Raw genomic sequence first — 13863 nt, 5'->3', positions numbered from 1 at the left:
ATGTGGAACAACGATTGAAGGAATTAGAGACGCTTGCCATTGAGCAGGTAGAACAAGCACAAGATTTAAAAGCACTAAATGAAGTCCGTGTGGCGTACCTTGGAAAAAAAGGACCAATCACGGAAATTTTAAAAGGGATGGGTAAGCTGTCTGCAGAAGAACGCCCGAAAATGGGAGCACTGGCAAACGTCGTTCGTGGGAATGTTGCGGAAAAAATTGAAGCAAAACAAGCTGAGCTTGAAAAAGCAGAGGTAGCAAAGAAGCTTGCATCTGAAACAATTGATGTAACATTGCCTGGCCGCCCAGCACCAACAGGAAACCCGCACCCGTTAACAAAAGTCATTGAAGAAATCGAAGACCTGTTCCTAGGAATGGGCTACACGATCACAGAAGGACCGGAAGTGGAAACAGATTACTACAACTTTGAAGCATTGAATCTGCCGAAAGATCACCCAGCTCGCGATATGCAGGATTCTTTCTACATTACAGATGAAGTACTTTTAAGAACACAAACTTCCCCTGTTCAAGCAAGAACGATGGAAGCGAATAAGGAAAAGGGACCTATCAAAATCATATGCCCGGGTAAAGTATATCGCCGTGATGATGACGATGCGACTCACTCCCATCAGTTCACGCAGATTGAAGGACTTGTTATTGATGAAAACATCAGCATGAGTGACCTGAAAGGGACGCTTGAAACTTTTGCGAAAAAGATGTTTGGTGAAGACCGTGAGATCCGTCTGCGTCCAAGTTTCTTCCCGTTCACTGAGCCATCTGTTGAGATTGACGTGACATGTGCTAAATGTGGAGGAAAAGGTTGCAGTATGTGTAAAGGGACTGGCTGGATTGAAATTTTAGGAGCTGGTATGGTTCATCCGCGTGTGCTTGAAATGTCTGGATATGATCCGAAGAAATATCAAGGATTTGCTTTTGGAATGGGACCTGAGCGTATTGCGATGCTTCGTTACGGCATTGACGATATCCGCCATTTCTACACGAACGATCAACGTTTTGTAAAGCAATTCAATCGAGTTTAAGAGGAGGGGAAACCATGTTAGTATCTTACAATTGGTTAAAAGATTACGTAAATATAGATGATATTTCTGCGGAAGACTTGGCAGAGAAGATTACAAGAAGCGGTATTGAAGTAGAAGGCGTGGAAGTGCTGAACGACGGAATCAAAGGTGTCGTGGTTGGTCACGTGTTAGAAAAGGAACAGCATCCAAATGCGGATAAATTGAATGTATGCCAGGTGGACCTTGGAAACGGAGAGACTGCACAAATTGTCTGTGGAGCTAAAAATGTAGACAAAGGCCAGAAAGTGGCAGTGGCAACTGTTGGGGCAGTGCTTCCTGGTAATTTTAAAATTAAGCGTGCAAAGCTTCGTGGCGAAGAGTCCAATGGAATGATATGTTCTTTACAAGAATTAGGAATAGGTTCTAAGCTTGTTGCCAAAGAATTCTCTGAAGGGATTTTTGTATTCCCGAATGATGTGGAAGTTGGGACAGATGCACTAGAATATCTAAACCGCAATGACAAAGTGATGGAACTAGGGCTTACACCAAACCGTTCTGATGCATTAAGTATGCTAGGTGTGGCTTATGAAGTTGGCGCGATCCTTGGCCGTGACGTAAAATGGCCATCCACTGAATATGAAGCAAACAGTGAGCAAGCGTCTGACTATATTTCCGTAAATGTGGATGCTTCTGAAGACAACCCGTTATATGTCGCAAAAGTAGTGAAAAACGTGAAAATCGGTCCGTCACCGCTTTGGATGCAAGGTCGTCTGATGGCAGCCGGAATCCGCCCACACAACAATGTGGTCGACATCACAAACTACGTTCTATTAGAATACGGTCAGCCATTGCATGCGTTCGATTATGATCGTCTTGGCAGCAAGGAAATCCTTGTACGCCGTGCTCATAAGGATGAAAAAATTACGACGCTTGATGATGCTGAACGTACGTTAACAGAAGATCATCTTGTTATCACAAATGGTTCAGAGCCTGTCGCACTAGCTGGTGTTATGGGTGGAGCGAATTCAGAAGTTCAATCTGATACAACGACGATCCTATTGGAGTCCGCATATTTTAACGGAGTCACTGTCAGAAAAGCTTCGAAAGACCATGGTCTTCGCAGTGAAGCGAGTGCCCGCTATGAAAAAGGAATCGATCCGAACCGTACACATGAAGCGGCAGAAAGAGCAGTTGCCCTTATGGCAGAATATGCTGGAGGTGAAGTAGTCGGAGGTTCTGTGGAAGTAAACACATTAAAAGTAGAGCCTGCAGTTGTGACTACTACTGTAGAAAAGATAAATTCTGTTTTAGGAACATCCATCTCTTCTGAAGAAGTAAAAGATATTTTCACCAAGCTGCAATTCGAAGTGTCAGAAGACAACGGGAGCTTCACAGTAACCGTACCAACTCGTCGTGGGGATATCACGATTGAAGAGGATCTTGTAGAGGAAGTTGCACGTCTTTACGGATACGACAACATTCCAACAACATTGCCTGTAAGTGCGGCAACACCTGGCGTGTTGACTCCATACCAAGCGAAGCGTCGTAAAGTTCGTCGATACCTTGAGGGTGCAGGTTTGATTCAAAATATCACATACTCCCTGACAAGCGATGAGCGCGCGAAGCAATTCGCCCTTGAAGATGGAAAAGCGATCCGCCTTGCGATGCCAATGAGTGAAGAAAGAAGCACGTTGCGATTAAGCTTAGTGCCTCACCTTTTAGAAGCGCTTCAACACAATATTGCTCGTTCCTTGCAAGCAAATGCAGTTTACGAAATTGGTTCTGTTTTCATTGGAAAAGACGATGCAGTTTTACCGGAAGAAAAAGAGCGTCTCGCTGGTGCCCTGACAGGTCTATGGCAGCAACACCCATGGCAGGGAGAGAAAAAAGCGGTTGATTTCTTTGTAGCTAAAGGAATTCTAGAAGGCATGTTCTCTATGCTTGGAGTGAGTGAAACGATCACTTACACACGTGCTGAAAAAGATGGCTTGCACCCAGGGCGTACAGCGGAAATCTTCCTAAACGGTGAGAGCATCGGTTTCATTGGTCAGCTTCATCCAGAGAAATTAAATGAACTAGATCTACCTGAAACATATGTGTTCGAGCTTTCCTTAACAGCTCTACTTGGAGAAAGTATCGGAGAAATCCAGTACGAAGCAATTCCACGCTTCCCATCCATCAGCCGCGACATCGCGCTTGTGGTAGACCGCGAAACTCCAGCAGGTGAACTAGAAGCAGTCATCAAAACAACAGGTGGTTCTTTATTGAAAGAAGTTCAGGTATTCGACGTATACGAAGGAGACAAAATCGACTCATCCAAAAAATCAGTCGCTTTCGCATTGCGTTACTACCACCCAGAACACACACTAACAGACGAAGAAGTAACAAAAGTCCACACAAAAGTGCTTCAAGCAGTAGAAGAAAAATTCAACGCCGTACTAAGAAGCTAATATAAACAAAAAAGGGATTCCTAATGGGATCCCTTTTTTGGTGCTTTCTCAAAGAACAAGAAAGCAGATAACACAGTTGAACTTTCCAGGTGTATTGCTTTCCTGAGGGGTCTATACGCCTTCCACTCTAATTAAAAAGGTAATTTAATTCATTTAAAAGTAAATAAAAGCTATCTAATTGAGTTGACTGAAGAACCAGTAGAGTTTATATACCTTGTCTATAGCTATAATTTGGAGCAAATGGCGAAGACTCGTGTGGAAAAGGTAACAGAGAAGCCGCCTCAGAGCCCGAAGCTCCTTCGGAAAAGCAAAAACGGTAACAGAGAAGCCGTCTCAGAGCCCGAAGCTCCTCCGGAAAAGCAAAAACGGTAACAGAGAAGCCGTCTCAGAGCCCGAAGCTCCTCCGGAAAAGCAAAAACGGTAACAGAGAAGCCGTCTCAGAGCCCGAAGCTCCTCCGGAAAAGCAAAAATGGTAACAGAGAAGCCGTCTCAAAGCCCAAAACTCCTTCAAAAAGGGAAAAACGATGGTTATCGATTAACCAAACAAACTCAAACTCTTAGATTTAAATAAACCACTCTAATTGGCTTGTTTCTCTTAAAATCAAAACTAGGTATTTCGAATGATTTATAAGAACATGTGTTCTGTTTTTCCGATAGAATGGTATAATAGAGTGGACAGTATAATAGGAACGGGTGGTGCGGTGAATCCCTGTGGAGAACGGGGGTGACCGTATGAGCGAAATGCAGCTTTTCCTCACATCAGGACTATTCCTCTTTGCGTTTGTAAATCTAGTAATCGTGCTAATAAAAGAAATGACAAAAAAATAACCCACCCGTGACTTCTAATTCGCTGTTAGGCAGTCGGGTGAGTTACTTATTACGTTCGACTCCACAGTAGCCGTGCTTCTGCGGAACTTATACTGTTAAGTCAAAGTGCGTCCAACACTTTGGCTTCTTCAATCATGTGTATACACAAATTATAGCACAAGACAACCTACTGTAAACGAACTTTCGATTGGTAAAGTTATCTGACCAGTTTTTTTGCCTTTAATGTGTTGGCAAAATGGACTTTCGCCACTTTATTCAAAAATCCTTCTCCATGCTTTTCAATGACTCTTGCAGCTGCAGAATCTACTTTTGAACCCGCACCTTTAGGTATGGTGATTCCCGCAAGCTCGCTCAGCTTATCCATCTCCTTCAAGAAAGAATACCTCGCAATGATGGAAGCCGCTGCTACTGAAAGGTGCAGACCCTCCGCTTTTGTATGAAAATAAACATTTTCACGGACAATTTTCTTTTGCTGAGCCACATGTCTATAGTAGATCCCTGACTCCGCAAACTGATCAATCAATATGGCATCAGGTTTCTCAGGAGCGATCTTATCCAGAACATGTTGCAATGCTTTATTATGCAATAACGCCTTGATTTTCCCCTGACTCATACCACTCTGTTGCAGTTCATTATATTTTTCATTATGTAAAACTAATAGACTATAAGGAACATGCGGCAAGATTGCTTTGGCTATCCGCACAATCTTTTCATCATTTAATGCCTTCGAATCTTGCACACCAAGTTCTGTCAATTTAGCCATGTGCTCTTTTTTTACATATGCGGCACAAACAGTAATAGGACCAAAATAATCTCCTGTCCCAACTTCATCAGATCCAATGACAGAAAGGGAAGCAAAGCCAGCAGGCAGGGAGGATTTCGCTTTGTTTCCTGTTGATGACACCGTTGTTGCCTTCTTGCTAGATTTAGACGGTGCATCGGTAGCTCCAAACCCCTTCCATATGTTCGCTTCCTCGTCTGCTCCCTTTCCTTGAAACAAAACCTTCCCTGACCTGTATGCAGTAATATTACATGTAGGTGATTTGGCGACAAAAACGGCCCCTGATGGGAGTTTGTCTAGCTTATATTCCTTATAGAAACTCTCAATTTTGTTTAAAATAGTTCCAGATACCTGAATGACTTGATATGACAATTAATTCACTCCTACTACAAATTTTTACATTTTTCCATGTTTCTTTTCCACTTTAGAAAGTTTCATGGTATTATAAAGATTAGGATTTTAATGAATGGGGGCATACACGTTGTCAGAGCATAAAACTCGCACAACTGTCGACATATATGGACAACAATACTCGATTGTTGGTACGGAAAGTATAAGTCACATACGACTTGTTGCTTCCATTGTCGATGAAAAAATGAGAGAAATCAATAGCAAAAATTCAAACTTAGACATCAGTAAACTGGCAGTTCTGACTGCGGTTAACGTTGTACATGATTATATCAAATTAAAAGACGAATACGATATGCTTGAGAGAGAATTAAAGAAAAAGGGTTGAGTACGATGTTAGACTTAATTATTATCTTTCTATTTATTATGGGACTGATTGTGGGGATCCGCAGAGGATTCATTATGCAGATTGTGCATCTTTCCGGTTTTATTGCAGCTTTTGTGGTTGCGTATATGTTTTATGCTGATTTAGCGCCTAAATTAAAACTTTGGGTGCCGATGCCGAGTTTTGGAAACGCAGAGTTTTCCATGTTCTTTGAGACAATCAGTTTGGATACAGCTTACTACAGAGCTGTTGCTTTTGCGATCCTTTTCTTCGGAACAAGGATTGCGGCACAAATTATTGGCTCGATGCTAGATTTCCTTTCCCACTTGCCGATTTTAAAGCAGGTGAACAGCTGGGCTGGTGCGGTATTAGGATTTGTGGAAGTTTATTTGATTGTCTTTATTTTCTTATACATAGGAGCATTGGTTCCTTTAGAGATGGTGCAGTCATCAATCAGTGATTCTTCCATGGCGAAGGGTATTGTGGAAAATACCCCGATATTCTCAGAAAAGCTACAAGAGTTATGGTCTGGGTATATGGCAAGCAAGCAATAGTACAAACGATAAAACAGGCCTTCCTTGGGCCTGTTTTTTTATGGATGGAGTTTGTTCGATTGTACATTTGCCTCATTTATTTGTATGATTTAATAAGATAAGTCTACATAAGGTCAGGTGAGGAAACGTGAATAAAAAACAAATCGTGAAATGGCTTGAAACGATTGCGACATATATGGAATTGAAGGGTGAGAACGGCTTTAAAGTTTCGGCGTTCCGAAAAGCGGCGCTGGCCCTTGAAAATGATGAAAGAAGCTTAAGTCAAATAGAGGATTTTACAAAATTAAGCGGCATTGGAAAAGGAACGGCAGCTGTTATCCAGGAAATCTTGGAAACCGGGAAATCATCCGTTTTAGAGGAGCTTCAACAAGAAGTTCCAGAAGGATTGATTCCTCTTTTGAAGTTGCCTGGACTTGGCGGCAAAAAAATAGCGAAACTTTATCAAGAGCTAAACGTAGTAGATATGACAAGCTTGAAAGAAGCTTGTGAAGCAGAAAAAGTGCAGGCGCTTGCCGGCTTTGGAAAAAAGACTGAAGAGAAAATCCTTGCTGCAATCGAAGAAGTGGGAAAACGTCCTGACCGTTTGCCTATTTCTTTCATGACGCCAATTGCAGAGCAGATAGAAGAATTTCTTGCAAAGGTTGATGGAATAGAAGAGTACTCGCGTGCAGGAAGCTTGCGGAGATACAGGGAAACTATCAAGGATCTTGATTTTATCATTTCCACCACTGAACCTGGAAAAGTTCGGGAACAGCTTGTGGGGATGGACAGAGTTACTGAGATTATTGCCAATGGTGATACGAAAGTATCCATTATTTTAAAATATGATTATGATGTTTCGGTTGATTTCCGGATGGTGGAGCCACAGAGCTTTCCGACAACCCTTCATCATTTTACAGGCTCAAAGGACCATAATGTCCGTATGCGTCAGCTTGCGAAAGACCGCGGAGAGAAAATTAGTGAGTACGGTGTGGAAAATATAGAAACGGGAGAAATGAAGCATTTTGAAACGGAAGAAGCATTTTTCCGTCATTTTAATCTGCCATTCATTCCGCCCGAGATAAGAGAAGATGGTACAGAAGTGGATTATGCTTTGGAGCATGGCGAGATACCATTAGTGTCACTAGATGACATAAGGGGAGATCTTCATATGCACTCCACTTACAGTGATGGTGCCTACACAATCGAAGAGATGATAGAAGCAAACCGGGCAAAAGGGTATAAATATATGGCGATAACCGATCATTCTCAATATCTGAAAGTAGCAAACGGATTAACGCCAGAACGTCTTAGGCAGCAAAAAGAAGAAATTAAGAAACTTAATGAAAAATATGAAGATATTACGATATTATCCGGTGTGGAAATGGACATCCTCCCTGACGGCTCTCTTGATTATGATGACGAGCTAATGGAAGAGATGGATATTGTCATCGCATCGATTCATTCAAGCTTTTCCCAAAAAAGAGAAGTAATCATGGACCGCTTAAGAAAAGCGTTGGAAAATAATCATGTGGACATTATCGCACACCCTACAGGACGCCTGATTGGACGCAGGGAAGGGTATGATGTGGACGTGGAAATGTTGATTCAGTTGGCAAAAGAAACAGATACGGCGCTTGAGCTCAATGCCAACCCGAACCGTTTGGACCTTGCAAGCCATTATGTCCGACTTGCACAGGATGCGGGAGTGAAGCTTGTCATTAATACAGATGCCCATAGCATAGACATGCTCGATCATATGGAAGTTGGAGTGGCAGCAGCAAGAAAAGGCTGGATTAAAAAGGACAATGTAATCAATACATGGACACTAGACGAGTTAAAGAAATTTTTAACACGACACCATACGTAATGTAAAGACAGAAGGGAGTTATGGTACCGTGCAACCGAGGGTTTTAAAGGTATTAGAATTTAATAAAGTAAAAGATAAATTGGCAACTTTTTCGGCCTCCTCATTAGGAAAAGAAAAAGTGGCACAGCTGACACCTGCCACCAATTATGAAGAGGTGGTCAAGAGACAGCTGCAAACAGACGAGGCAGCAACGGTTCTCAGATTAAAAGGGGAAGTTCCGCTTGGAGGGATTACCGATATCCGTGGACATGTGAAACGCGCGGAGATAGGCGGGACATTGAACACCCATGAACTATTGGATATTGCGGGAACCATCTATGCGGCACGAAAGCTGGATCGTTTTGTGGAATCTATATTAGATGAAGATATATCCATTCCTATTTTAAAAGAGTACATGGAACAGTTAATTATCTATCCTGAACTAGAACGCAATATTAAAAATTGTATAGATGAATACGGAGAAGTACTGGATGGGGCAAGTGATAAACTGCGAGGCATACGTCAGCAATTAAGATCCACAGAATCCAGGGTGCGTGAGAAACTTGAGAGCATGATTCGCTCTTCCAACGCACAAAAAATGCTATCTGATGCCATCATCACCATTCGTAATGAGCGATATGTGATACCTGTAAAACAAGAATACCGCGGTTCCTATGGCGGAATCGTTCATGATCAATCCTCTTCTGGTGCGACATTGTTCATCGAACCGCAGCAGGTAGTAGACCTTAACAATATCCTTCAAGAAGCAAAGGTAAAAGAGAAGCTTGAAATAGATCGAATACTTGCCGAGCTTTCAGCAGAAGTGGCAGAAGTTGCCCGGGACCTTCTTGAAAATGTTCATATTTTGGCTGAAATAGACTTTATGTTTGCTAAGGCTAAGTATGGTAAGCATATTCGCGGAACAAAGCCTGAAATCAATAATGACAAATATATCAGGCTTGTCCAGGCGAGACATCCTCTGATCAATGAGGATGAGGTGGTTCCGAACACCATTGAACTTGGAAAAGATTATACCTCTATCGTGATAACCGGTCCGAATACTGGTGGTAAGACCGTAACGTTGAAAACACTTGGTTTGTTAACAATTATGGCGCAATCCGGGTTGCATGTACCCGCTCAAGACGGATCAGAAGTGGGAGTGTTCAACGCAGTTTATGCAGACATCGGTGATGAGCAGTCTATCGAACAAAGTTTAAGTACATTTTCTTCCCACATGGTTAATATTGTGGATATTCTTAAAAAGGTCGATCATGAAAGTCTGGTTCTTTTTGATGAACTAGGAGCAGGAACAGATCCTCAAGAAGGGGCAGCACTTGCTATTTCCATCTTGGATGAAGTCTATCAACGCGGTGCCTGTGTAATTGCGACCACCCACTACCCTGAGCTAAAGGCTTATGGCTATAACAGGGAAGGTGTGGTAAATGCTAGTGTGGAATTTGATGTGGACACATTAAGTCCAACCTATCGATTACTTATTGGGGTTCCAGGTAGAAGTAACGCATTTGAAATATCTAAACGACTAGGCTTAAGCATGGAAGTTATTGATCGTGCCAAAGAGTTTGTTAGCGAGGACAGCAACAAAGTCGAGAACATGATTGCTTCACTCGAAGCTTCTCAAAAAAGAGCGGAAGAGGAATGGAAAGAAGCAGAAGAACTAAGAAAAACGTCACAACAGCTGCATGAAGAGTTAGAACAACAAATGCAGGAACTTAATGAGCAGCGTGACAAACTGTACGAAAAAGCAGCCGCAAAAGCGGAGAAGATGGTCGAAGATGCCAAGGAAGAAGCAGAAAAGGTCATTCGCGAATTGCGTAAGATGCGTATCGAACAGCATGCGAATGTAAAAGAGCACGAATTGATTGACGCGAAGAAACGTCTCGAAGGCGCTGTTCCTACCGTTAAAAAATCTGCTACCACGAAAAAGCAGGAAGTTAGCAACCAAACACTTGAGCCTGGTGACGAAGTGAAGGTTATGAGTCTTAATCAAAAAGGCCATCTCGTCCAAAAAACGGGAGACAAAGAATGGCAAGTTCAAATCGGCATCATGAAAATGAAAGTAAAAACGAAGGATATTCAATATGTGAGCAGGCCAAAACCTGTGGAAACAAAGCCACTCGCAACCATCAAAGGGAAAGACTATCATGTAAGCATAGAACTTGACCTGCGAGGTGAACGTTTTGAAAATGCATTGATGAGAGTAGAAAAATATTTGGATGATGCAACACTTGCAGGCTATCACCGCGTTTCTATCATTCATGGTAAAGGAACGGGAGCATTGCGTGTCGGGGTGCAGAATTACCTGAAGAACCATCGTTCCGTCAAAAATTATCGATTTGGTGAGGCGTCTGAAGGTGGCACAGGTGTTACCGTCGTCGAACTGAAATAAGAGGGGAGCCTGATATGTCTGCTTTTTGGGAAAATGATATAGTCAGAACGGCCGCTAACTTTAGTGTGGTAGTACTATGTCTTGTTTTGTTTCTGGCAATTTTTGAACTAGTGACGAAATATAAAAACATGGAAGAAATTAAAAAAGGAAATTTTGCAGTAGCGATGGCAACAGGCGGTAAAATACTCGGAATCGCTAACATTTTCCGGTACTCGATCAGCGATCATGATTCGTTGTTGACGATGATTGGCTGGGGAGCGGCTGGGTTTGTCTTGTTGTTGTTTGCTTACTTTATTTTTGAGTTTTTGACACCAAGCTTTAACATTGATAAGGAAATTGAAAAAGGGAATTGGGCTGTTGGGTTTATTTCCTTTGTGATTTCTGTAGGGTTGTCTTTTATTATCGGGGCAAGTATTGGATAAGGAGTAGGGAATTTTGGAGACTTTAGCAAAGGTATTAATTGGTTGTTGTATTGTGTTTGTTTTAATTGGTATTATTTATCTTTTTGTAGCATAAAGAGTTAATAACAGTGAGGAAGAAGAAGCAAGTTTCACATTGCTGCTTCTTCCTTTTTTTTTCAAAAAATAATAGGGTATAAAATACTGTTGATTTCCGTTCCAGGCGCTTCGCTTGCCTGCGGGCGGTCCGTGAGCCTCCTTATTTCGTTGGAAGCCACTGAAAAAGTCTATAAATTTAGATGTAATTTAGACACCGCTGTTGCTTTCCTAGGGGCGCTGCTGGAGCCTCCTCGGCTACGCCTGTGGGGTCTCCACCTAGCGCTATCTCCCTCAGGAGTCTCCGCCTTTTTCTCCAATCACCAGCTAGAAATCATTTAAGTACATGAGTTTTTAGTTTTTCAGTGGCTTCGGTTTCGCCTTCCGGGGTCTCACCTGTCCCTTCCTCCAGCGGGCGTCTGCGCGCCTTCCACTCCAATCAACTAAGGTACTTTCATTTATCAAAGATGGGGTTAATGAAGACAATTTGGCGATCCAATTTCCGTTAAGATTGTCTTCATAGATGTGATGAAGACAATCTTGTAGGGGATTTTGTGTTGAGATTGTTATCATATGTAGAATGAAGACAATCAGATGTAAAATTTTCTTTTGACTTTGTCTTCATTGCAAGAAAATGACACACAAAGTTATATGAAAAGGCATCTAACCAATTTAACAGAATAAGCATTATCGTATCGTTCACGCGATTTTCAGCTGTGGATTGGAGCAAAAGACGTAGACTCCAGCGGGGGAGTAATGGTAGGTTGAGACCCCTGAAGCGTTGTGAGTAGGCTCAAGCATCGTCCTGCGGAAAGCGAAGTCGTTTGTGGAAAGGAACAGCGGCGATTAACCACTAACTAATGTTTTTCACTAAAAAGGACTGCGCAGTTTTTCTTCCCCCATTAAAAATTTTGGAGCAGGGAGATTAGGTTGGTTTGCAGAATATAGGTTTTATAGGAGGGGGTTCTTGAGATGCAATTTAAGACTACGGAACTACCGGGGATTGGGAAGAAGCTATCATTTGTGACGGCTGAAGGAAATATGGTGGTTTTGGTTGTTCACCATTCAGGTAAAAGGGAGATGTATTTTTTTGAAGATCCCGATCAAGATGAAGCAGACTTCTCGATTTCATTAACCTCAGACGAAACACGGGAACTTGGCGCGCAACTGCTTGGTGCCATTTATCAACCTGTAGATATGGATAAGATGAAAATATTCAAGAAACAAATCATCATTGAATGGATTGAAGTGAAAAAAGGTTCCTCTTTAATTGGGAAATCCATCGGAGAATCGAAAATAAGAACCAAAACAGGGGCATCCATTATAGGTATTGTGAAGGGAGAAGATAACATCGCCGTACCGGATGTCGATGTGAAGCTCCACGAAGAGGATGTGCTTATGGTGTGCGGCAAACAAGCGCAAATTGAAAAACTTACCAAGCTTTGCGGGGGAGGGACTGCTAACTGATGCATGACGGTACTCCAATACTTTTAAGCATAGGAGTCATACTACTTGTTCTATTTGTTATGGGGTATGTCGGGGGCAAAGTGAAAATTCCCGGCGTCATACTTTATATATTTTTAGGACTTGGCATCGGAACATTTATCTCACAAAACGAATTATTGCATACTGCAAGTGAAATTGGACTTGTTCTATTATTTTTTTTACTAGGTTTGGAATTCCCCCTGAAAAAATTAAAGAATATGGCAATCAAGATATGGAAACCAGGTCTATTGGATGTAGCCTTAAACTTTGGAATATCTACTGTCATTTGTCTATTCTTTGGACTAGATTTACTTACTTCCTTTTTAATAGGCGGGGTCCTTTATGCGACAAGCTCTTCGATTTCAGCCAAACTATTGGAAAGTACGAAACGCTTGGCAAATGCAGAATCGGAATATATCCTGGCGATTCTCATCTTTGAAGATATTGTGGCGCCAGTCATTGTTGCAGTCCTAATTGGATTAGCTTCGGACAGTGGAATAACATGGTCAGATTTTATGATACTTTTGGGTAAAATTTTGTTACTGACAGTTGGTGCAATGGTCATTGGTCGCTTCGGTTTCACTCGCTTGGAGAAATTCTTTGAGCGATTGGTCGGAAGCGATATCTTTATTATGTTAACAGTCGGGATAGCACTTTGTTATGCAGGCCTTGCATTGTTACTAGGATTATCAGAGGTTTTGGGAGCATTCTTGGCTGGTATCATGCTTGCTGAAACGAAGCGCTCAGAAGACATTGAGCAGGTTACTTTACCAGTGAGAGATTTGCTTTTGCCTATATTCTTTATGCATTTCGGAACGACGATCGATCTTGGAGAAGGAGTGCAGTATGTAGGTTTATTGCTAACATTGATTGGATGGGCTTTACTTGGGAAGGTTTTCGTCGGGATGCTTGGTGGAAGATGGTATGGGCTGACAAAAAGAGTAGCTTTGAGAGCTGGATTCTCTTTAACCCCAAGAGGAGAATTTTCCGTTGTCATTGCATCTATAGCCACTGGAGCGACCAAGGTTTTTAGTAGTGTGTTTATCTTGGCCTCAGCAATACTTGGGATTTTGATATTTATTTTTGCGCCAAAATTGACGAATCTTTTCTATGAAAAGAAAAGAATAAAAAAGAATATAAAGCTGAAAGTTCCTGGATAAGTAGTGTCATCTTTCATCATTTTTTGCAAAAATCAAAAAAATGTTATAATTTTTGTGGATTTGCTGATATACTATAACAAACAGATATGGGCCTTTTGTAGTAGTACAGGCCGATAAAGAGGAGGGA

At 41.9% G+C, this 13863-nt stretch carries 10 protein-coding genes; 9 read left to right on the top strand and 1 reads right to left on the bottom strand.

Translation table 11 applies throughout. The features are described from left to right. The first annotated feature begins 2 nt into the window (after positions 1 to 2). Together pheS and pheT are read left to right on the top strand one after the other, a co-directional pair. Positions 3 to 1037, top strand: a complete 1035-nt coding sequence (pheS, locus tag LC091_RS03585) for a phenylalanine--tRNA ligase subunit alpha (protein WP_148987843.1) — start codon at positions 3 to 5, stop codon at positions 1035 to 1037. A 14-nt stretch (positions 1038 to 1051) separates the two neighbouring features. Next, positions 1052 to 3466 carry a phenylalanine--tRNA ligase subunit beta gene (pheT, locus tag LC091_RS03580; RefSeq protein ID WP_226680297.1) on the top strand — a complete coding sequence of 805 codons (2415 nt, stop codon included), beginning with the start codon at positions 1052 to 1054 and terminating at the stop codon, positions 3464 to 3466. Between the two features lie 1024 nt (positions 3467 to 4490). Here the strand turns inward: pheT and rnhC are convergent. After that, positions 4491 to 5447: a ribonuclease HIII gene (gene rnhC / locus LC091_RS03575; protein ID WP_226680296.1), complete on the bottom strand. Its 957-nt coding sequence runs from the start codon at positions 5445 to 5447 to the stop codon at positions 4491 to 4493. 94 nt (positions 5448 to 5541) lie between these two features. Here rnhC and zapA point away from each other — a divergent pair, with 94 nt between their 5' ends. From zapA to LC091_RS03540, 7 genes are all read left to right on the top strand, one after another. Continuing rightward, positions 5542 to 5811 (top strand): cell division protein ZapA, encoded by a 270-nt coding sequence (gene zapA, locus LC091_RS03570; protein WP_060664833.1) that lies wholly within the window; start codon positions 5542 to 5544, stop codon positions 5809 to 5811. Between the two features lie 5 nt (positions 5812 to 5816). Continuing rightward, positions 5817 to 6362, top strand: a complete 546-nt coding sequence (locus LC091_RS03565; RefSeq protein WP_223490521.1) for a CvpA family protein — start codon at positions 5817 to 5819, stop codon at positions 6360 to 6362. 127 nt (positions 6363 to 6489) lie between these two features. Continuing rightward, complete coding sequence (gene polX, locus LC091_RS03560) at positions 6490 to 8211, top strand: DNA polymerase/3'-5' exonuclease PolX (RefSeq protein WP_226680295.1); 1722 nt, start codon at positions 6490 to 6492, stop codon at positions 8209 to 8211. Positions 8212 to 8239: 28 nt separating this feature from the next. Beyond that, entirely contained in the window at positions 8240 to 10597 is a 2358-nt protein-coding gene (locus LC091_RS03555) for an endonuclease MutS2 (RefSeq protein ID WP_226680294.1), read from the top strand. Positions 10598 to 10611: 14 nt separating this feature from the next. Continuing rightward, positions 10612 to 11019: a DUF350 domain-containing protein gene (locus LC091_RS03550; protein WP_226680293.1), complete on the top strand. Its 408-nt coding sequence runs from the start codon at positions 10612 to 10614 to the stop codon at positions 11017 to 11019. Between the two features lie 1044 nt (positions 11020 to 12063). Continuing rightward, positions 12064 to 12558: a cation:proton antiporter regulatory subunit gene (locus LC091_RS03545; RefSeq protein ID WP_226680292.1), complete on the top strand. Its 495-nt coding sequence runs from the start codon at positions 12064 to 12066 to the stop codon at positions 12556 to 12558. Further along, positions 12558 to 13736, top strand: a complete 1179-nt coding sequence (locus tag LC091_RS03540) for a cation:proton antiporter (protein ID WP_226680291.1) — start codon at positions 12558 to 12560, stop codon at positions 13734 to 13736. Before LC091_RS03545 ends, LC091_RS03540 begins: the two co-directional genes overlap by 1 nt. Positions 13737 to 13863 lie beyond the last annotated feature (127 nt).

It is taken from the genome of Sutcliffiella horikoshii (assembly GCF_020524325.1).
Lineage (GTDB): Bacteria > Bacillota > Bacilli > Bacillales > Bacillaceae_I > Sutcliffiella_A > Sutcliffiella_A horikoshii_D.
Note: the sequence above shows the minus strand (reverse complement) of the source record. Positions and strands in the feature narration are given on the sequence as shown.

What these genes read in the sequence shown, in the direction of transcription:
- pheT (WP_226680297.1), top strand. Translation starts at nt 1,052, where the DNA reads ATGTTAGTATCTTACAATTGGTTAAAAGATTACGTAAATATAGATGAT.
- zapA (WP_060664833.1), top strand. Translation starts at nt 5,542, where the DNA reads ATGGGGGCATACACGTTGTCAGAGCATAAAACTCGCACAACTGTCGAC.
- LC091_RS03565 (WP_223490521.1), top strand. Translation starts at nt 5,817, where the DNA reads ATGTTAGACTTAATTATTATCTTTCTATTTATTATGGGACTGATTGTG.
- LC091_RS03550 (WP_226680293.1), top strand. Translation starts at nt 10,612, where the DNA reads ATGTCTGCTTTTTGGGAAAATGATATAGTCAGAACGGCCGCTAACTTT.
- LC091_RS03545 (WP_226680292.1), top strand. Translation starts at nt 12,064, where the DNA reads ATGCAATTTAAGACTACGGAACTACCGGGGATTGGGAAGAAGCTATCA.
- LC091_RS03540 (WP_226680291.1), top strand. Translation starts at nt 12,558, where the DNA reads ATGCATGACGGTACTCCAATACTTTTAAGCATAGGAGTCATACTACTT.